This is a genomic window from Micromonospora sp. NPDC003241 (assembly GCF_053589795.1).
Window position 1 is genome coordinate 11,684 of record NZ_JBSFSO010000017.1, and the last position, 21,999, is coordinate 33,682.

The window sequence follows — 21,999 nt, forward strand, 5'->3', positions numbered from 1 at the left end:
GGACAGTAGGCTTCGATTCAGGGCGATCGGTCGTGAACTTCGGCCCATTCGCGGGCGTAGTAGGCAGCGGATTCCATGACGAGGAGGGTCGCTGTGCAGGTGACGTCTGGCGCCGACGCCATCCGTCGGATCGGCGACCTCGCCGCGTCCCTGGCCAGGCGCTTCGTTGCCCGCTACCGCCGGCTCGACGTACGGCTGCGTCGGGCGGTCGCGATCACCGGAGTGCTCGCCATGCTCGGGGTCTCCGCCGTGGCGTCCAGCATCGGCACCGCGACCGCCGAACCGGCCGTTCTGGTCGGCAAGGACGTACCGGCCGACCAGGCGACGGCGATCGTCGCGGCGGCACTGTCATGTCCCGCGCTGACCCCGGCGCGGCTCGCCGGCCAGGTGATGGCGGCGTCGGGTTTCGAGGTCAACCAGCGCTCCGCCGCCGGCGGTGCTGGTGTGGCCGCCCTCACCGAGGCGACGTGGCAGCAGTGGGCACCGTGGCCGCAGGCGCCCCGGCTGGACGCCGCCGCGAACATCCTGGCGCTCGCCCGGCACATGTGTGACCTGGTCGGCCAGGTGCGACACGCCGGTGTCAGCGGTGACCCGTGGCGGTTGGCGTTGGCGGCGTACCACTCCGGCGCCGACGCGGTTCGTGCGGCTGGCGGGGTACCGACGTCCGCCGAGGACTACGTCGCGACGGTCGCCGCCTACGCCGAGGGTTATGCCAGCCGGTCGGACCTGGCCGTGACCGTCGAGCCGACTCCGCCACCGCGTCCGGTCGAAGCCGCGCCGACGCCGGGCACCGCGCCCCGGCCGGTCCCCGGTGCCTACCTCGACCTGGTGCTCACCGCCGGGAAGGTGTGCGCGACGGTGACCCCGGCCCGGGTGGCGGCACAGCTGATGGCGTCGTCCGGATTCAACCCCAACCTGCTCGGCCCCAACGGCGGGCAGGGCATCGCGCAGTTCCTGCCGGCCATCTGGGCCCGGTACGCCGCACCGTCGGCCTCACCGTGGGATCCGACCGTGGCGATTCCGACCCTGGGGCGGGCGATGTGCAGCCTCTCCGGTGAGCTGGCCGGACTCGGGACCGACCCGTATCCGATCGCCCTGGCCGCCTACCAGTGGGGCACGACCGTGGTGCAGCAGGCCGGTGGGGTACCGGACGCGGCCGGGCTGCGCGATTTCACCGGCATGGTGCTGGCGTACGCCGAGCACTATGCGCGGGACTCACGGCTCGGTGCGCCCCCGGCCGCGCCGACCACCGGCCCGAGGTCGGGTAGCCCGTCGGCACCGCCACTCGCCGACGCTCCCCCACCGGCTCCGCCGGCACCACCGACTCCGGCTCTGCCGACTCCGGGCCGGGCGACGCCGGCGCGCACGACGCCACCTCCGGCGACGACCGCACCACCCAGCTACCCCGGACGACCCATGATCGGCTGGGAGGACCGGTGCATCGAGGTGCCCGGGGCCAGGTCGGTGGATGGTGCCCAGTTGCAGATGGCGCGCTGTGTCTCCGGGAACGTCGGCCAGAAGTGGTCGTTCAGCAAGGGCACGATGATGGCGCTCGGCAAGTGCATGGATCTGGCCTGGGCGGGAACGACCGACGGTACGGCCATTCAGCTCGCCGACTGCAACGGTGGCTGGGCTCAACAGTTCCGGCTGACCAGTGCGGGCGACATCGTCAACCCGCACACCGACAAGTGCGTCGACATCCGGGACTGGGGCACCCGCCTGCAGTTGTGGACCTGCTCGGGTACGGCCAATCAGAAGTGGCGTCGGGGCTGAGGCTCAGCCGGTCGGCGTGGGGGTGACGGGGTCCAGGCGGGCCGAGACGACCGGGCCGCCGTCCGTCCGGGCGACGGTGAAAAAGGTCAGCTCGGCGAGGGTGGCGTCGAGTTCGCCGCTGACCTCCTGCGCGCCGGGCCGGCCGTCCCACTCGACCACCTCGTGGGTCTGTCCGTCGCGGGTGACCCCGAAGAGTCGGTAGCGGATGCCGCTCTCCAGCCCGACGACGCTGGCGACGATCGTCGACCGGCCCTCGGTCTCGGCGATGGAGACCGACAGGCGCGCCGAGCCGCCTCCCACGCCTTCGGCGGTCGCGACGCCGACCGGTGTGACCACCGTCGGCTCGCCGGTGAGCCGAGGCAGCCCGACGGCCAGGCCCCCGACGAGGACGACGGTCGCGGCCAGTGCGCCGGCAGCAAGCCGTAGCCGGCGGGAGAACCGACGCCGGGGGGCTCCCGGTCGGACGCCCTGAGGTCCGGTCGGAGCCGTCCGCCTCGGCGTGCCGGCGGAGGTCGGTCGGGTGCCGGGCTGGTCCTCGACCTCGCCGGACCCGGCTGTCGGTGCCACGGCGGATCCGGCCGCGTGGGTGGTGTGCGCGGGCGCGGCCACGGAGCCGGGCTCGGCGTGCGGGTCGAGGTCGGACGGCTCGTCGTCGAACTGCGCCAAGGCCAGCGCGAGAGGCCCCACCCGGTCGCACTCGTCGAGGCACTCCCCGCAGCCGGCGAGGTGCACCTCGAAAGCGGCCTCGGCCGCCGGGTCCAACGCGCCGGCCAGGTAGAGGGCGCAGGTCTGCCGCGCTGCTGCGTGGTCGCTGTCAACGTCAGTCATCACGCGGGTCCGGGTCCATGCTGTGCTGCGGCGGATGGCACATGTCATACCCCGTCCGTCGGCCCGACGATGGCGCGCAGTGCCCGCAGCCCGTAGTGGGCGCGGGACTTGACCGTACCCTCGGGGATGTCGAGCCGGGCGGCGATCTCGGCGGTGGACCGTCCGTGGAAGTACAGGTCGATCAACACCGTACGCTGCTCCGGCTTGAGCCTCGGCAGGGCGTCGTGGACGGTGTGCACGGCGACGATCTCCTCGACGTGGTCGGTCGTGGTCGGCATCCGGGAGACGTCGACGGCACCGACCTCGGTCGGGCGGGCCTGTCGGGCCCGCGCCGCGTCGATCGCGATCCGCCGGGCCACGGTGAACAGCCAGCGACGCTGGGTCTCCGGGTCCGACGACAGATGGTCGATGTTGCGCCAGGCCCGGACCATCGTCTCCTGCAACAGGTCCTCGGCGATGTGTCGGGCCCCGAGCGAGAGCCTGAGCAGGAAGCGGAACAGCGGTTCGGAGTGGGTCTCGTAGATCAGGCTCATCCGGGATTCGGCACCGGGTGTCGGTGTCTCGTCCGGTGTGGCTGAGGCGTCTGCACCGGCCCCGCTCGACACCGTCGCCACCGACCCGCCTTTCCTGTCCGGCCACCGTCGGTGCCGGGGCGGGGCCCACTTCTCGGCCCTGCCTGGCTTCGTGTACCGACGGTGCGGGCGAAAGCATACGGGCGTCACTTCACGATCCGGTACCGACCCGCGCATGGTCGCCGATGTCACATGTGGACAGTCGTTCGGGCCCGGACGTCGTCGACCCGCAGAGTCCGCAGGTCGTCGACGCTGGGGGCGGTGACCGAGCGGAGCCGGCGCGCCTGCCGGGTGACCACCTCGTCGAGCAGTTGCCGGGCGTACCGGCCGTTGCCGAACGTACGGCCGGTCTCCACCTGCTCGAAGTGGCTGCGTAGGGCCGTCAACGTGTCGCCCGGGCATTCGTACCCGCTGGCCCGGGCCAGTCCCTCGAAGATCGCGACGAGTTCGTCCGGCGAGTAGCCGTCGAAGTGGATCCGGCGGGTGAACCGGGACTGCAGGCCGGCGTTGGCGGCCAGGAAGGCGGCCATCTCCGTCTCGTAGCCGGCGGCGATCACCACCACCTCGTCACGGTGGTCCTCCATGAGCTTGACCAGGGTGTCGATCGCCTCCCGTCCGAAGTCGTTGCGGGCGTCCAGCGGCGCGAGGGTGTACGCCTCGTCGATGAACAGGACGCCGCCGCGAGCCCGTTCGAACGCCTCTTTGGTCCGGTGCGCGGTGTGGCCGACGTACTCACCGACCAGGTCGGCGCGGTCGACCTCGACCAGTTGCCCGGCCGTCAGCACGCCGAGCGCGTGGAGCAGCCGGCCGTAGAGGCGGGCGACGGTGGTCTTGCCGGTGCCGGGCGGGCCGGAGAAGACCAGGTGCCGCGAGACCGACGGGGCGGGCAGTCCGGCCCGGACCCGTTGGCGGATGTTGGCCAGCAGGTCGATCAGCTCGGCCACCTCACGCTTCACCCCGGCAAGTCCGATCATGTTGCCGAGTTCGCCGAGCAGCAGGTCCAGTTCGGAGAGTCGGGGCGTACCCGGGCTGCCTTCGGCTTCGGGCGCGACACCGAGGTCCTGGGGCAGCAGTTGCGCCAGTTCCACTCCGGAGGAGGCACCGGCCTCCGAGAGCCGGTAGGCCTGCCGGCCGATCATGTCCTCGAACACCTTGCGGGCGACCCGGGCGTTGCCGAACGACTCGCCGCGCGGCATCGCCCGGAACCATCCGGCCAGCGCCAGGCGGGTGTCGTACTCCAGCGAGTAGTGGTGGGTGCTGCACAGTCGCTCGACGATGGTGACCAGCTCGTCGTCGGTGTAGCTGTCGAACTCGACCGTGCGGGAGAAGCGGGACGCCAGCCCCGGGTTCGAGTCGAGGAAGGCCCGCATCTGCGGGGAGTATCCGGCGACGATCACCACCACCTCGTCGCGGTGGTCCTCCATGAGCTTGACCAGGGTGTCGATCGCCTCCCGTCCGAAGTCGTGACCGCCGCCGCCGTCGACCGGCGCCAGCGTGTACGCCTCGTCGAGGAACAGCACGCCGCCGATCGCTTCGGTGAACCGTTGCGTGGTCTTCACCGCCGTGCCGCCGACGTGCTCGGCGACCAGGTCGGCGCGGGACACCTCGACCAGTTGTCCGCCGGGCAGCACCTGGAGGGCGGCCAGGATCTCGCCGTAGAGGCGGGCCACTGTGGTCTTGCCGGTTCCGGGGGCGCCGGCGAAGACCATGTGCCGGGACATCGGCGGCATCGGCAGGCCGGCGGCGCTGCGCCGTCGCGCCACCCGGTGCAGTCCGACCATCGTCGCCACCTCGCGTTTGACTGCGGCGAGTCCGACCAGGGCGTCGAGTTCCGCCAACAGCGGGGTGGCCGGGTCGTCGCCCGGCCGGTCCGGTCCGTCCGCTGCGACGGGCGGTGTCGGGGTGCCGGTCGGTGTCGGGGTGCCGGTCGGTGTCGGGGTGCCGATCGGTGTCGGGGTGCCGATCGGTGCCGGTGCCGGGCGGGCCGCCGGTGCCGGGGCGTCGTCCGACCGGCCACCGTCCGCCGGTACGGATCCCGTCGCAGGTACGGAGCCCGTCGCGGGTACGGTCCGGCGGACCTGCTGGCCGGTGTTGCCACGGACGGTCGTGCCGTCCATCGGCACCGGCTCCAGGGTCTCCAGCACCACGCCGTCGCCGGTGTTGTCGAAGACCTCGCACCGGTCGAGTCGTCCCCCGGACCGGATGGCGAACCGTATGCCGTGGCCGGTGCAGCCGTGCACCCGGGTCTGCACGAGACGCAGCCGTGCGCCGGCACCGACGTCGGCACCCGGTCCCCCGGTCTGCGCGACGTCGCAGGAGGTGGCGGTGACCGATCCGTCGTCGGCGACGAGCAGCCCGACGCCGCCGCCACGGATCCGGCAGTCGGTCAGGGTCAGCGTGCTGTCGGCGGCCACCCGGACCGCGGCCGTACCGCCGGTGACCGTGCCGCCCTGCACGGTGCCACGCCCGCCGTCGACGGACTCGATGCCGTAGCCGGAGCAGTCGCGGACGGTGGCGTCGGTCAGCACCGGGTCCGCACCGGCGCGCACCAGGAAGCCGGTCCGGCCACCGTCGACGGTCACTCCGGTGAACGTGCCGCCGACCGCACCGTCGAGCAGCACCGCGATCCCGGTGCCGCCGCCGATCCGGCCGCCCTCGACCCGGGGCGTGGCCTGCCCGGTGACGGCGAACGCGGCGGCCCCGGTCGCGCTGATCTGGCAGTCGACAAGGGTGCCGGTGGTGGTGCCCAGCACGATCACGCCGTGGCCGGTGGTGCCGGTGACGGTGCACCGACGGGCGGTCGGATCGGCGTCCCCGGAGACGACGATGCCGTGGCCGCCGAGGTCGCGGAACTCGCAGTCGTCGAGTACCGGTCGGCCGCCGGTGGTGATCAGCCCGGAGCCGGGGCTGTCGTGCACGACGCTGCGTGCGACGCGTACCGTCCCGTCGTGCTCGACCGCGACGGCCGGGCCGTCGACCGCGCTGATGTCGCAGCCGTCGACCAGGCCCCGACCGGCGCGGGTGGACAGCACCCCGGCGCCCCGCACGTCGGTGACCGTGCAGCGGCGGAACACCGGATCGGCACCACCTGCGATCACGACGGCCGCCGCCGCCACGTTGCGCACGGTGGTGTCGGTGACCGTACCGGCAGCACCGCCGTCGATCAGGAAGCCGGCACCGCCCGGGTTGCTGACCAGGCAGTCGCTCAGTTCGAGGCGGCCGGCGGCGGCGTGCACGCCGACCACCGCGTCGGCGTGCACCTCGCACTGGGTCATGCACAGGGTGCCGGCGGCGACCTGGACCGCCGGGAACGCCTCGTCGCCGCCGGTGAGGACCAGCCCGCGCAGCGCCACGGTGCCACCGGAGTGGAAGACCGCCGGGCCGCCCACTCCGTGTACGGTGACCGACCCCCGGCCGTCCTCGGCGACCAGGGTCACGTCACCGGTGAGCCGTAACCGTTCCTGGTAGATGCCGGGCTGCACGACGACGGTGACGCCCGGACGGGCCAGGGCGAGTGCGTCGGAGATGGTCGGCAGGCAGTCCGGATCGGTCTGGGAGACCGACAGCACACCCTGGCTCACGGTCGGGTACCTCCACGTTCGGGGTCGGATGCCGGGCCGGTGGCCTCGGATGGCTCGGGGACGAGACGCCGGCCGTCGTCGTGCAGGCCGGGGGCGAACCGCAGCAGCCGGCTGGTCCCGTGGGGGTCGATGGCGTCGGACGGTGGCGGGACGTGCTGTTCCTGCGCCTGGCGTAGTCGGTCGCGCATCCGGCCGACCGTGCGGGCTGGTTGCGGCCCGGCGCCGGCCAGGTCGCCGAGCAGTACCCGGGACGGCCGGCCGGGGGTGTCGGCCGGGTCGACCGCGAGGACGACGAAGCGGCTGCCGGGCGGGAAGAGGGCCCCCGATCCGAACCGGTCGACGCGGCGGGCGGTGGCCGACCAGATCGCGAACTCCACGGTCGCCGCCGAGGTCGGCCGCCGGACCAGGTCCACGTCGACGAAGGCGGGCTCCACCAGTTCGTCGCCGGGCTGGTAGCCGTCGAGAATCGGGCTCGGGACCTCCCCGTGAGCGTGCACCGGTCCCAGGACGGTGGGCAGCCGGCGCAGTCCGTGCCGGGCCCCACGGGCGAGCAGCAACAGCTCCGGGACGCCGTCCGGGCCGCCGCGCAGGGCGTCGTTGATCCGGTCGCGCTCGGATCCGCCGTAGGCGCAGAGTGCCACCAGGGCGGCGACCACGTCGGCGGCGGCGCCGGCGGCCCGGAGTCCCGGCTCCTCGGCCAGCACCCGGGTCACCATTCGGGCGTACCCGTCGTAGCGGCCGTCGAGCACCTGTCGGAGTCGGGTCCGGTCGTCCGGGCCCCACCTGTCGTCGAGCCGGCGAGCGACGGCGCGGGACGGGGCCGGTCCGGGCGGCGCCTCGGGGTGTGTGTCGTCCGGGCCGGTGGGCCCGGGCGGCGGCGTGGGCGACCCGGACTCCCCTGGTACCACGGGCGGCGTGCCACCGGTCGGTCCGTCGGACGTCACCACCGGCGGGCCCGGCGGCGGGCCGTGGACGGGTGCCTGGCCGGCTGGGCCGGTCGGGCTCGGGCTCACGGGGACCGTGACCGGGATGTCGGTGGCGAGTCGGGCGGAGTCGGCTTCCGTCTGATCGGACGGGTCGACGCGGTGCGGCTCGGTGATGATCGTCGGGTCCGATGCCGGTGCGGAGGGCCGTCCCTCGCCAAGGGCGGGCGGCAGGCGATCCGGGGGTACGGCGCGGCCGGCGGGAACGGGTGCGGACCATCGGGCGGGGTCGACCGCCGTCGGCACCCGCCACCGGTCGCCGTCGCGCAGTTCGATGATCGAGGCAGGGTCGAGGGCCACCGGCATCGGTTCGTCGCTCGCCGCAGGACCGTCCGGATCCGGGTCGACGGAGAGCGTGGCACCGATCTCCTGTGGACGTGGTGTGGTGGGACCGTTGCGGGGCGGCCAGCGGTGGAACGTCGTCGTGGTCGTCAGCGTTCCGTCGTCGGCCGCGATGACCGTGCCGGTGCAGACGAGGATCGGTTCACCCAGGGCGGTGGCCAGCCCGCCGAAGATCAGTCCGGCGGCGGCCGACCCGGTCGGTGTCGTGCCGGTGACGACCAGCACGACCGGACGGGGGTCGTCGTCCCGGACGGTCGTGAGCAGGGTGGCCAGGGTCGCCGGTGGCACCGGTCGACCGGCATTCCGGAACCCGGTCGCGCCGACCTCGATCTCCACCACGAATCCGGCCGCAGCGCTGCCGGTGGCGGGCGAACCGGTTACGGGTGAGCCGGTGTCCAGCAACGACCAGCCGGTGGCGGTGCGTACGCCCGGCGGCACGGCGCGGGTGGGCGGTGCCGGGGCGGGCCAGTCCTGGCCCGTTCCGGCCGGGCGGCCGGGTGGGTAGACCCGCCATTCGTACGGGCCGGTCCACCCGGTCTGGTCCCCGGGCAGCGGGTCTCGTGGGATCGTCACCGCCTGGCCGATCCGCTCCGCCAGCCCACGTGCGGCCCGGTCGACGACGGAACGGTCGGCGTACTCGCCGAGCGGCAGCAACCGGATCCCATCGGCGCTGCCGCCCAACTCCGCCCCGAGCACCCGGGACAGCACCACGAAGAACTGCGGTAGAGCGGTGACCTGTGGCGTACTGACCACCGTGACCCGGTCGGTCTCGGCGGGCAGCGACCCGACCAGGCGTACCACGGGATCCGGGTCCTCGGCGGCGGTGCGCAGCAGCAGCGCGTCGCCGACCGGTTCGGTCAGCACCCCTGTCTCCGCCACCGTCGTCGCGGCCATCCGCGGTTCTCCCTTCCGCCGGTGGTGGGCGTCCCGGCCCGAGTGCCCCCACTACGACCGCCGGACCGACACGGTTCACGGTCGGCGCGCAGTTTCCCGTCGACCTGTGGTCGTCGCCCACAGCGCGGCCCGGGCACGGTGCAGTACGGCGGGCCCGACCTCGGGCGGGTGCGGGCCGCAGGCGCGCAGGTGGGCCAGGAAGGTGGGCCCGGGTGCGAGCCGGTGCCGGTCGAGGTAGTAGGTGATCTGTTCGCTCCAGATCCACTCCCCGTCGGTGCGCAGGTCCGTGGGTACGGTCCCGGTCCGGGTGCGGTCCAGGGCGTCGTCCAGGAGCGTCGCGGTGGTCAGCAGTGGCACGCCGTACGCGAGACGGGTCAGCACCCGATCGCGGTCCGGCCCGTCGAGGCGGGGTCGGTCGGGGGCGAAGCCCGGCGACTCGGCGAACCTGACCGGGGCGTGTGGCCGGGGTGTCCACAGCAGCGCCGCACAGTCCAGGGCGGTCCGGTGATGCGCGGGCAGGGTCGTGACGTCGTCGAAGACCTGCACCAGTGGCGCGGTCTCCCCCGCCTCGCGTAGCACGGCCTGCAACCGGGCGGCGGCCGTCGCCAGCGTCCCGTCGGGTCGGTGCACGAGGTACACGCGTCGGGGTGGGGTGCCGTCGGGCGGGTAGCGCCACGACCGCCACAGCGCCTCGACGTCGGCCAGCGCCGGCATCGCGGCGAGGACGGCGATGTCGATCGGGTCCGGGGCGCCCGGACCAGTGTGCCCGGCGGTGAGGTCGAGGATGGCCGGCAGTCGCTGCTCGGCGAGCGCCTCGGGGCCGGCGGGCGCCAGCGCGTACGCGGGCAGCGGCGGCCCGTCGGTGCGCCGGACCTCGGCGAGGGCGGCGGTGTCGGCCCCGGCCGACGACAGCGTTTCGGAGAGGACGACGAGGTCCGCGGCGCTCAGCGGAGCGTCACCGGTCAGCGCGGTGAAAACGACCGCTTCGGCGACGTCGCGCACCAGGCCCTCGGCCAGCCAGGTACGGGCCTCGCTGACCAGGTCGTCGGGGAAGTTCCCGTCGAGGCGGAGCAGGAGGTGGTGCAGCGCGAGAGAGGGGTGCTCGGTCATGGTCCCGCCAGAGTGGTCGTGGGGAAGTAGCCGTGGACGGCGGCGAACCGGTCGGCGGCGGCCACCGGGTCGTCACCCTGGACCAGGGCCTCCTGGACCCGGGTGCGCAGTCCGTGGAGGAACGTCGGGTCGACCGGTGGGGACAGGTCGTACCGGATGATGACGGCGTCGACGGCCTGGTGCAGTGCGGTCGGACTGAGATCGGAACGGTGCCACCGGACGGTGCTCCCCGACGCGGTGCTGCCGGATGCGGTGGTGCCGGACGGTGGCGGGTGCGCCCCACCGGCCCGCGGGGTGCCGTCGGTCGGTTCGAGGGACTGGAAGTGGTTGAAGTCGCGGGCGATGTAGAGGCCGTGGGGCGCCTCGGAGCGCAGTGGCAGGGGAACCCCTGCCACGAACGGCACGCGGTCGCGGCCCCGGTCGATGGGGACCACGACGATGTTGAGGTCGAGGGCCACGGCCAGGGCCGCCGGCAGGTCGTCGCCGATCGCCGAGTTCCACAGGTCGCGTTGCCGCATCGCGGCCTCGAGCAGTTCCACACCGCTGGGTGCCCGGCCGTGCCGTTCGACGGTGTCGAGGACCAGCCTGACCACCTCGGCGTTGCCGGCCTCGTCGCGGCCGGTGAAGTGGACGGCCAGCATCCCCAGGAGGTTGCGGTCGCCGCGGTCGATCCGGTCGGCGACCTCCCGGAGCCACTGCACCCTCGGCTGCCGCTGTTCCCGCTCGGCGACGGCGGCCCGAACGTGGTCGGCAAGGGTCCGAGCGGTGGTCGGGTCCTCGGCGGTCAGCAGGGCGCGCAGGTCCTCCCGGGTGAGGTCGTCGACGCCGACCATCTGGCGTGCCCTGGCGCGACGGCGTAGTTCGTCGAGCTCCGCCTCGGCACGCCATGCCTCCCGGGTCTCGGCGGTGGCCGGCGCGTACTCCCAGCCGGGGGTGAGTCGGGTGTCGGCGTGCTGATGGTGGAGCTGGTCGGCGATGATCCGGCCGGCGGTACGACCGAGATGTGGCGCGAACCTCGCCGGCTGCTGCGCTATCAGGTCGGCGGCATGGGCGCGGAGGTCCGCCGGGCCGGCCGGGTCGCCGGGCAGTGGCACACGTTGCCGCCGGCTCGCTTCGAGCACCGCCCAGAACAGACAGTCGCGGTCGTCGGGAACGTCACGCAGCCGCAGCCGCCCGGCACCGGGCACGTCGATCGGGATTCCGGCCGGACGCCAGGCCCGGGTGCGTTCGTGCAACCGGCGCAGCTCGGCGTGGTCCGGGCTGTCCTGCGGCACGCGGGACAGCATGTGGTCGATGCGGTCACGCAGGCCGTCGACCATCTGTCGGGTCTGCGCGACGGACAGCAGCCGTCGCACGTCGGCGATGGTCTGCCCGACCTCGGACCGGCTGCCGTCGGATCGGTCCACCGGGGCGTTGGAGCGTCGCTGGTGACCGCCGGTCTCCTGCCGGGACCGCTGGTGCGGCGACCCACCGGTGTGGGAGGCGTCCTTCGCTGCGGCCGGGTCGCGGTCCTGATCGAGGCCCGCACCCTCTGGCCGGCCGTCGGTCGGACCGTCCCCGTCGGTCGGACCGTCCCCGTCGGTCGGACCGTCCCCGTCGGTCGGACCGTCCCCGTCGGTCGGACCGTGTCCGGGGGGCGGTGGTCCAGGTGGGCGGGGAGGCCCGCCGTCCCGGTCGATGCTGCGCAGGCCGTCGGTCTCGACGATGAGGAGACCCCGTTCCTGCCGCGCCTGCCAGCCGAGCGGCACCCCGTGTGTGTCCTCGTCGTCCTGGTCGGTCCGCTCGGCCTGCGTGGTCTCGTCGCTGCTTGATCGGTCGGGAGTGCCCTCGTGACCGGCTCGCCGCATCCCCTCGGGCGGTGTGAAGATCCGGTCGAGTTCTCCCGGCGTCAGTCGCAGGTGCCGAGTCGGGTCCAGCTCGACGACCAGGGCGTGGGCGGCCTCGATCTGGTGATCCAGGACCGAGCCGACCAGCGGGTCGGGCAGGTGCGCGGGGACGCTGTCCGGGTCGAGGGCGAGGTAGGCGGCCAGCAGCGATTCGGCCAGGGCCTGGCCTCGGCCGATCCAGTCGGGCGCGTCGTCGGCCGAGGCGGTGAGCCGGACCTCCTGCTCCGTCACCGTCTGCCGCCAGTCGTCGATCGCCTCCCAGAGTTCGCGCAGGTGTGTCCGTCGTTGCGCGACGGTGGCCTCGGTCGGGCTCTGGTCGACGATGTGGGCGAGTCGGGCGTGGTGGACGAGCCACTCGGTCGGGGCCTCGAACCGCTGCCGACGCCATGTCGACACCGCCGCGTCCCGCTGCGGGACCGGACCGTTCGGCGCATCGCCGGAGCGGGCGACCCGATCGGTGGGGGCGCCTCGCGACGCGCCTCGTTCGAGGTACACGGTGTCGATACCGAACAGCGCGGACAGGTCGGCGGTGTCGTCCGACACGTCGACCGAGAGCAGTGGCCGGTGGCCGTCCTGGCGGAGCCGGTCGAGGAGGTACGCCTGTTCGGCGCGGTCGTCGGCGTTCGGACCGGCCGTCGACGGCGCACCGGTCAGGTGGGTGTCGGTGAACAGGTCGGGACGGCGGATCCGCAGGGCAGGGCCGGGGTCGTCGCCGATCAGCAGCACCCGTCCGGTCGGGTGTCGGTCCTGGTACTCCCCGGCGAGCTGCTCCAGGAAGGCGTCCGGCAGATCAGGTTCGGGGGACGTGCCCGGTTCCGGTGCGGGGCGGCGTACCCAGAGCAGCAGCACCGGCTGCCCGTCGTCGAGTCCGAGCAGGCGGATCCTGTCGTCGAGGTCGTTGCGGCGCTCCTGGGACAGTCCTCCGACCAGGTCGGCGCGCAGCCGGTCCCGGGTTGCCGGGTCGTCGGTGCGGAACCGTCCGGTGACCGGCTCGTACGGCTCGCTCGTGGTCGAACCACTGCGACGGCCGCCGGTGAAACGGGCGGTCCGTCGACGATGTTGCTCGACCGGGGACGTCGGGGGGTCGGTGTCGGTCGACGGGGCCTGGGTGTGGGCCAGCCGACGGGCGACGATGTGCGGATCGGTGCCGTCGAGCAGCGCGGCGGTGACCCGGTAACCGTGGTCGAGCAGGGCGGCGGCCGATTGTGGCGTACCGGTGCTGCGGCCGGCGACGATGGCGTCCACCCGGCGTCGGAGCTGGACCACGGTGTCGGGGTCCAGTGCCGCGAGTCGCCGGTCGACGGTGGCCCGGTCGACCGGTGCCAGACCGGGCAGTGGTGGAGGCGACAGTGGCCGGTCGGTGAACTCGGCCGCGAACCGGGCGGCGGCTTCGGTCGTGCCGGTGTGCCAGGCGGCCTCGATCTCCTCGGCCAGGGCGAGGAGGGCGGCGGCTCGCGCCAGCAGGTGGTCACCGCCGGCTCGACCGCCGGGTCCGACCAGTCGGCGGAACTCCTTGTGCAGGTCGCGCCCCGCGGCTTTGCGGTGGAGTCCACCCGCGGTGTGCGTGAGCCTGGCTGCGGTGCGCTGGAGCCCGGCCACGGTGTGCTGGATCCGGACGGACCTGGTCTGGAACCAGGCGCGCTGCCCTGCGCCGGGTGGTGGGAGCTGGTGACGCGACACCCGGCGCTGGGCCCGCAACACCGGGGTCAGGTCGGGCTCGGCGGGCGCGTTCGCCCTGACCTGGTCGAGCAGTGCGCGGGCGGCCGCGGCCAGGTGCACCAGCCGCTGGTCGACACCGGGTCGTCCGGATGGCTCCCGGCGCGCGTCGGCGACCGCCTCCGGAGTCAGCTCACCGCGACGCACCTGGTCGGCGAGTTGGACGAGCTGGTCCCGGTGCGCCCGGGCGGTCGCCAGGTGGCGCAGTTGGTCGACGGTGGCGGAGCGCGGTCGGCGCAGCGCCGTCCGGAAGTCTGCGGTGTGGCGGTCCAGGGCGGTCGCCAGGTCCTCGGCGGTGGTCAAGGCGAGGGTGTTCAGGGCCTGGCCGCGATCCTGCTCGAACCGTCGTCGGGCTGCTTCGTTCTCCGGCAACGCCGGGATCCGGTGGGCTGTCGCGTCGGCCGGTTGTCGGACGCGGCCCGCAGCGAGCCGGTCGGCAAGTCCCTCGGCGTCCGCTCTGGCCTGTAGGTATCGCTCCTGGGCCGCCCGGCTCTCGATCCGGGCTGCCGTGACCTCCGCTTCGGCCTGGTCACGCCGGCCGTCTGTCGCGTCCGGGGGAAGGTCGCGTAGCTCGGCGTCGGCGGCACGCCACTCGGCTGCCCTCTGCAACCAGTCGGCCCGGCTGGTCAACGCGTTCTCCCAGGCCGCGATCGTCGAGTCGATGGCGTGACGGCGGGCCGGGTCGGTGTCGTCGAGCCAGCCGTTGGCCCGGGCCACCTCCTCGGGTACCTGCACCTCGATCGTGCCGGGCAGTGTCACCTCGGTCCCGGCCCGGTCTCCGAGCGGGTCCGTCGGGTCGCGGACCACGTGCCGTTCCTCGACGGTGAAGGTGAAGACCATCGTGCGGCCCCGGTACTTCACGTTCGAGCCGGTGTTGGCGGTCGTACCGGACCGGGCGGCGCTGCCCGAGCCGACTCCGAGTTGGCCCGGCATCGGCGCGTCGTGTCGGGTGACCGGGTTGATGCCGGAGGTCCCGGTGCGGAGGTCGACCTCGAAGCCGGCGAGGTTGCGGGACTGCGTCTGGGTGGTGCTCGCCACCGATACCTGTTTGGGTCGTTCCATCCGGTCGTCGGTGACGATCCGGGCCAGCGACGGCGGGCCGAGGCGCGCGTACCGTTCGAGGACCGCGCGGTAGCGCGGCGCGATGCCGGGGCCGGTCAGCCCGGTCGTGACGCCCTCGTTCGCGATCCGGGGGTACTGAGCCTTCGACCATTCCGGGGTGGCCTGGTCGTGGACGGCTGCCGGGACGATGGACCGTGGATTGCGCAGCGGGTCGGTGCCGATGGCCCGCTGGAGGCGCGAGGTGCGGGCGTGCGCGGCGACCGCCATCCGGGCGGCGTCCTCGGACGCCCGCGCGGCCGGGAAGGACGTGACCATCGCCTCGGTCGGCAGGCGGGTGCCGCCGCGCTGCCACCGTCGTATGGCGTTCGGCTCGGTCTGTGCGGAGGTCAGTGCACGTGGTCCGCCGGTGGGCCGGTCTGCGGACGGCGGTTCCGGTACGGGTTCGCGTACCCGGCTGGCGGACTCGGGGATCCGCAGTCGGATCGGTACCCGGATCGGTACCCGGATCGGGGCGCTGCGGTTCGTGTCCGAGGTGGTGACGGTGAGTTCGAGGATGCTCTCGAACTCGATCAGTGGTCCGGTTCCGGTGACGACGCGCTCGTCGACCGCTGCCGTGGCGGTGGACCGGTCCGCGTCGCTCTGGTGTCCGAGGCGGGCACCGGGGCCGGCGCCGAACACTCCGCCGTGGTGCTTGGGGGGGTTCTCCGGGTCGCTGCCGCTGGTGTCCCGACCGGGGACGTAGCTTCCGCTGACGTCGACGGTGACGCCTCTCGACCTGTCCACGGCGGCGGTGCGGTTGGCCTTCGTGTAGTACTCGATCTCGGTCGGGTCGGAGATGATCTCTGTCAGGCGCGGTGGGGTGAGTCGGGCCTGGATCCGGACGTCGACTCCGGTGGTCGTCCGCGCCACGAAGACGAACCGGCGCATGCGTCGCCGGTCGTAGAGGCGTACCAGTAGGTCGTTGGAGAGCAGGCTGTCGACGAACGCGGCCAGGCCGAACCGGCCGAAGATCGCCTTGGCCCGGCCGACGTTGCCGAGCGGATCCCGCAGCGGCTCGTCCGGGAGCAGGTCGACGCCCTGCTCCCGGAGCCGGTCCCGAATCTGCTGGTAGAGGTCCGGGCCGCCCAGGTTGTCCACCCAGGCCCGGCCCAAGTCACCGGAGTCCAGCGTCAGGTTGTCCGGGATCCGCCAGGTCGGGGCACCGGTCGCCGGGGGCAGGTGGATGGTCTTCGGTGGGGTGGGTGGGTCCGGTGGCAGCGGCAGAGTCGGGATCTGCCGGTCGGCGTTGGCCGGGTCGGCGTTGTGCTGTTCGATCCAGGCGTTGGTGGTCTGGACGTCGCGTAGGGCGACTGCGATGAGCAGGCCGTTCTCCACGGACACACGCTGGTGTCGGACGCCGATCTGGCCGGTGAGGAAGTCGGACGCGCCGGCCCACTGGGTTCGTGCGGTCAGGTGCCAGTCGCCGTCGACCCGGTAGAAGACGAACGCGCCGCTCTGGACGACGTTGCGTTCGGCACCACCGGTGTCGGTGGCCGTCGTGGTCCGCAGGTCGTCGTGCCACTGCACACCGGGTTGCAGGCTGGCATTGCCGGCGTAGTCGCCGTCGCCCCGGTGCCCGAACAGCCCGAACAGGCGCACGGTGTGCATTCCCCCGGTGACCTGCGCCGAGGTGATCGGGTAGCTGCCCGCCATCGACGACTCGAGTTCCCAGGCGCCGGGGTCGACCGGGCGGAAGGCGGTCGGCGCGAACGCGACCTGCAACGAGCCGAGGTCGTCGCGGAACACTCCCCCGGCGAACAGCGTGCCCGAGGTCTCGCCGGGGCTGATCAGGTTACGGGTCCGGCCGTTGGCGAACTCCGGGGTGAAGAACCCGTCGATCTGGCTACGGGACGCGCTCCCCGGGGCGGTCAGCACGTCGCCGTGCGGCAGTCCCTCGAGCAGGTCGAGCGCCGCGTCCCGGATCGGGGCGAGCGGGCCGACGCCCTCGGTGTGGAACCGCAGCGGCAGGCCGGCGAAGGGCAGCGGCGGCGGTGCGGTCTCGGTGACCTCGTGGAAGACCGGGGCTGCCCGGTCGTCCGTGGCACCGTCCGGCCGGGGGGCCGGCTCCTCGACACCCATCCGGTCGGCCCACAACTCGGACAGCCAGATCCGCATCCTGCCGGGCCGAAGCCGGATGGTCTGCGGGGTGCCGGAGAACTCCAGGTGATTGGGGTCCAGGTTCTGCCCGTCCGGCAGCCCGACCCACCGCCGGTCGCTGCGGTGCGACAGCACGCCGCCGGTGACGGTGCGGTACAGCGATCGGGGGCGGCTGTACGAGGAGACCTCCACCTGGAAGTCGAGGTCCAGTTCGTACTCGCGGGCGGTGGTCCGGCCGTCCTTCGGCGTCGGGCTGACCGACATCTCCACCTGGGCGACCTGCTGTCCGGTCGCCAGCTTGCGTCCGTTGGTGCGGGTGTACTGGTAGCCGACGCCGGCGGCGGCCAGTGCCCGCGACGACGGCTTGCGCCAGCGGTCGAAGAAGCCGAAGCGGATGCCGGCCTGGTAGTCCCGGCTGACGGAGGTGTGGGCCTGCGCGCGGTCGCCACCGATGTCGGTCTCCCGCATCGAGATCGACTGGGACTGGCCGGTGCGGCGTCCCGCGGTCCGGGTCGCGGTCAGCACGATCCGGACGTACTCGTTGCGGAACCAGCCGTACCGCTTCAGTTCCACCACGATCCCGGTGTCGAAGAGGCTGTCCACCATGGCGCGTACCGCCGGCTGGCTCAGGGCGGTCCGCAGTGACTCCTCGTTGCGGCGGTGTTCCATCAGGTCCCGCAGGGTGCGGATGGTGTCCACCGGTGCCGGTCCGTCGACGACGAAGCCCGGGTGCGCCCGCAGGACGGTCTCGATGTCGGCGAGGACCTCGGCGAGACCAGTCACGTCCCGTACCGCGCCGTCACCGAGCGGTCCGGTCATTACCTGGGCATCGTCCGGCAGGCGGGTGCCCTGGCCGGTGGGCAGGTCCGGCGGCAGGTCGGTCGCCGCCCGGACGAAGAGGTGGTCGGGTTCGGTGGAGACCTCGTCGATGCCGGCGCCCTGGATTCTCCAGGTGACCGGGTAGTCGCGTAACTCGGTCTCGCCGGTGTAGATGACCGCCCGCTTGCGTCCGCCGCTGCCGCCGCCCAGCGCCGCCTGTTCCCGACGGCCGGCGACCCCGACGCCGACCGACCCGGTCAGTGGGAGGCCCGACTCGTCGCGTGGCCCGTTCCACCCGGCCTGGAGCGCCACCCCGAAACTCGCCGAGGCCGCCGCGCTGTGTTCGTTGGCCACCACCAACTGCGCACTGTCGCGTAGTACGACGTCGGTGGCGGTGGAACGGACGATGTGCTCGGCGCTGCTGGCCGTGATGGTGAACGGCCCGGCGACCTCGTTGGTCGTCTCGTTCCACAGGGCCGGGATGCGCAGCCCGCCGGTGAACTCCTCCAGTGCCGCCTCGACGTTGCGGGCGCTGAGCAGGCGCGACAGTTCGGCCCGGCTCGCCGAGCCGACCGCGAACAACCCGGGTGGCAGCGTGCGCTCGGCCAGCCGCCACAGCTCGGGTACGACTGCGGCCTCGACCTGGTGGACCCGGGGGATCGTCGACGGTCCGAGTCCCTCGGCGCGCTGCTCGTTCCGGTCGGCGACCAGGGCGTGCCGGGGGATCTTCAGGATCGCCTCGGTGGGTACCTCCCGGGCCGGGCCGACCTGCTGGTTGGTCCCGTCGGCGGCGCGTTCCCACAGCTCCAACCGGTACGTCGCGGTTGCCGCGATCCGGTCCGCGCCGTTGCTCGGCCGGGCCTGCCGGTGGGTCACCAGGGACCGGAGCGTGGACAGTGCCTGCGTCAGTCGCCGGAGGGTGGCGTGCAGGTTGAGTCCACCACCGACGAAACCGGGCTCGACGGCGCCGGCCGGGCTCACCGTCAGCGAGGCGTCGACGCCACCGCTCTTCGACTTGGTGATGCCGCTCGCGGTGGTGACCGCCCCCGCCCGGTCGATCCGGGTCAGCACCGTGTCCGGGTCCTGGTCAGCGGTGCGGCGCAGCTCGTCCAGCGTCACCGAGACGCGCAGTTCCACCTGCCGACCGTCGACGGTGACCGGGACGTGCTCCCCTCGACCGACGAGCCCGTGCAGGTCGCCGCTGCCGTCGGCGTCGTTGTGCAGCCGGCGGAGGAACTCGTCGAGGCCGCGTACCTTCCCACTGCCGCGCTGCCGGACCAGCTCCCGCGCGGCCCGCTCGACCTCGGCGAGACCGGCCACCCGGACCACCTCGGCGGCGCCCAGCGAACCGGCGGCCAGGTAGCCGACCGCCACCAGGCCGTCGTCGAGCGGGTCCGGCGCGGGATGCTCCCCTTCCGGGTGGTCGACGCTGAGCAGTGCCGTCTCCTCGGCACCGGCGGTCCCGCTCCCCTCGATGTCCTCGATGCCCTCGGGCCTCGGCAGCGGGACGACCGTCTCGGCGTCGCCGCCGGAGTCCGTGCCGTCCAGCCGTCCGCCGGTGGTCTCCGACGAGCGGCCACCGATCGGCACCTCCAGGCCCCGGACCGGCCCGTCGACCGGCACGCCGTCCGTGGTCGGGACGAACAGCACCGTGTCGGGCTGAATCGTGAGGTCGGCGAGCGTACCGTTCTGGCCGTCGAGGAAGACCACCCCGTTGTGGTCGTGGATCACGTTGAACGCGTGGGCGAAGTCCCGACCCGTGACGTGTACGACGACGATGCCCCGGGAGCCCTGCGGTGCGGACCGCATGAGTCGCGTGACGGCGGCGAAGTCCGCCACGGCCACCGGTGCGCGGTCGCGGTATCGGGTCAGGTGCGCCAACGGAGCCAGCGTGGACGGTGATGCCTGTAGGCGTTCACCGGGCCGCAGTCTCTCGGTGAAGGCCAGGTCCGTGACGATCGCCGTGAGTACGCAGTTCGTGCCGAACTCGCCGCCCCGGCCCCGGTTCGGGTTGACCCCGGACAGCCATGGGTAGTCCCGTCGCACGACCGTGGCGTCCGGCTGGGGATCCGCTCGCGGAGTGGCCTCGATCCCCGCCTCGACGTCCCGCGCTCGGAGGCCCCCTCTCGGTCCACCGTCCGTTCGCGGTGTGGTGTCCGTCGGTGTGGTGTCCGTCGGTGTGCGGGCGGGCGGGGTGGCCGGGCTGAGGCTCGGCGTGACGGTGCTCGCCCCGGTGGTGGCCGCAGTGGGCACGGCGCCCGGCCGGCCGGCGAGCGGGGCGGTAGACGGCGACGCGGAGGCGGTGGTGGCCGAGGCGGAGGCGGCGGTGGCCGAGGCGGACGGCCCCGGCGTCGGCGCAGCGGTGGAGGTGGTCAGGGACGACGACACCGGTGACGGCGCAGGGGTGGCAACCGTGCCCGTCACGGCCGCCGGCCGGACTGGCACCGGACCGGACGACGGCGTGCCGGACGACCCGGTGGATGCCGGGCCGGTGGATGCCGGGCCGGTGGATGCCGGGCCGGTGGATGCCGGGCCGGTGGATGCCGGGCCGGTGGATGCCGGGCCGGTGGACGAGACCGTGCTGGCCGGAGCAGTCGGGGTGCCCGTGGTGGTCGCCGCTGCCGGCACCGGTGTGGGGGCGGCGGGGGGTGCGGGCGACGGCCCGCCGTTCGCGGTGGGGTTGGCGGTCGACCCGCCGCCGTTCGTGGGCGTGCTCGCCGGGGAGGTGCCGGTGCTGGATCCGGATGTGGGTGCGGCACCGGTGGGGGCGGTGGTCGGGGTGGGACTCGTTGCCGCCTGCCCGCCCACCGATGGTGCGGGGGTCGCGGCCGCCTGGCCGCCGAGAGAGGGTGTGGGTGTCACCGGGGGCACGGGCGCGGCAGGCGGTGCCGGTGGGGTGGAAGTCGGCCCGCCGGCCGCGGCGATGTCTGCCGCCGGGACGGGCGAGGGCCGGGCGTCGTCCGGCAGCGGTGATCCTGACCGGTCGGCGTTCTGGCCACCGGGGGTGCCGGGGGCCGGGGCCGGGGCCGGGTCCCGTCCAGCGGACGTGCCGGATCGGCCGTCGGACGGTCCTCCGGGCGTGCCGATCACGGCGGGCGTGCCGGTGCCGTCGGATGCGGCGGGTGTACCGACACCATCAGGGCCGGGCGGCGGCGGAGTATCGGCCGACGAGGGGACGTCGAGGGGCGGCGGCGTGTCGGCAGCCGATGAGGCGTCCGTGGACGGTGGGGGCGAGGACTTCGAGGTGGGATCCGGTGTCGGCGTCGTGCTCGGGGGCCCCGGGTCGTCGGGCTCGGCGTCCCGGGTGCTGCCGTCGGGGCCCGGCCGGATCGCGTCGCCGATGTTCGTGCCGGCGGCGCTGGCCGCTCCGGACACCGCCCCGGAGACCGCCGCCGCACCGCCGACGTTCCATCCCTGGCCGGTCATCACCCCGTAGAGGCCCTCGGTCAGGTATTCGACGGCGGCCTCGGAGGCCATCTCACCGGCTGCGTCGGCGGTGGCCTGACGCCCGGTCGGTTTGGGTTCGGGTGTGGTCAGCGCCTGGCGGAACGTCTTGCCGGGCGGAGGCACCGAGTCGGCACCGGCGTCGGTCAGCGCCCGCGCACCGGGGCCGCCGAGCCGCCGGGCCAGGAGGTTGATCGCCGGACCGAGGAAGGTGGAGACCGCGCCACCGAGCGCGCCGACCGCCGCGGCGTCGCGGGTCAGCTTGCCGTCCCAGCGGTCGCGGGTGCCCATCGACAGTTGCAGCCGCTGGACGATGGCGTCCATCAGCACCTGCAGGCCGATGCCGACCACCTGGTTGACGGCGACCATCTGGATCAGCCGACCGAGCAGCGTACGGACCAGGAAGCGGAACACGGCGACCCGGGCCGCCAGCCAGTTCAGTGCCGCGCCCGGGTTGAAGAACGAGAAGGCGAGGGCGACGATGAAGTCGATCATCAGCTGGATCAGCGCGCCGATGATCATCATCTTGACGTACTGGACCTGGGTTCCCGAGGCGCGGCTCTTGGCGCCAAGGTCACGCAGCTGGTCGGCGGCGACCGCGAGGTAGCCGGGGTTGCGGACGTACTCCTGCATCGACTCGACGAACGCCTCGTCGGCCCGGCCGGACACGCCCCGTCGGATCGAGCGCACGGCGTCGACGAGGAGCGGAAGGGCGGAGTCGACCCCGTCGGCCGCACCGTTGTAGGCCCGGGAGAGCCCGAACAGGCGGTCCTCGTCGGTCCCGGGGAAGTCCTCCCCCGAGATCCACTTGAGGAAGCCGGCGAGGTCGTCCGACGCCTCGATCCCCATCTCC

Annotated in this window: 7 protein-coding genes; 1 reads left to right on the forward strand and 6 read right to left on the reverse strand. The window is 73.6% G+C overall.

What is annotated here, in order from left to right; translation table 11 throughout:
- Positions 1-93: 93 nt before the first annotated feature.
- Positions 94-1,773, forward strand: a complete 1,680-nt coding sequence (locus ACWDVW_RS15975) for a ricin-type beta-trefoil lectin domain protein (RefSeq protein WP_449949040.1) — start codon at positions 94-96, stop codon at positions 1,771-1,773.
- Positions 1,774-1,776: 3 nt separating this feature from the next.
- Here ACWDVW_RS15975 and ACWDVW_RS15980 read toward each other — a convergent pair whose 3' ends face one another.
- The 6 genes from ACWDVW_RS15980 to ACWDVW_RS16005 form a co-directional block, all read right to left on the reverse strand.
- Positions 1,777-2,601 carry a zf-HC2 domain-containing protein gene (locus ACWDVW_RS15980; protein WP_449949043.1) on the reverse strand — a complete coding sequence of 275 codons (825 nt, stop codon included), beginning with the start codon at positions 2,599-2,601 and terminating at the stop codon, positions 1,777-1,779.
- A 44-nt stretch (positions 2,602-2,645) separates the two neighbouring features.
- Entirely contained in the window at positions 2,646-3,134 is a 489-nt protein-coding gene (locus tag ACWDVW_RS15985) for a sigma-70 family RNA polymerase sigma factor (RefSeq protein WP_449949045.1), read from the reverse strand.
- Positions 3,135-3,361: 227 nt separating this feature from the next.
- Entirely contained in the window at positions 3,362-6,754 is a 3,393-nt protein-coding gene (locus ACWDVW_RS15990) for a right-handed parallel beta-helix repeat-containing protein (protein ID WP_449949047.1), read from the reverse strand.
- A complete protein-coding gene (locus ACWDVW_RS15995; RefSeq protein WP_449949048.1) occupies positions 6,751-8,973 on the reverse strand; it encodes a hypothetical protein in 2,223 nt (740 codons plus the stop codon). The genes ACWDVW_RS15990 and ACWDVW_RS15995 overlap by 4 nt, the downstream gene beginning before the upstream one ends.
- Before the next feature lie 75 nt (positions 8,974-9,048).
- Positions 9,049-10,083, reverse strand: a complete 1,035-nt coding sequence (locus ACWDVW_RS16000) for a hypothetical protein (RefSeq protein ID WP_449949051.1) — start codon at positions 10,081-10,083, stop codon at positions 9,049-9,051.
- Positions 10,080-21,995 (reverse strand): WXG100-like domain-containing protein, encoded by an 11,916-nt coding sequence (locus ACWDVW_RS16005; RefSeq protein WP_449949054.1) that lies wholly within the window; start codon positions 21,993-21,995, stop codon positions 10,080-10,082. Before ACWDVW_RS16005 ends, ACWDVW_RS16000 begins: the two co-directional genes overlap by 4 nt.
- Between the last annotated feature and the right edge of the window lie 4 nt (positions 21,996-21,999).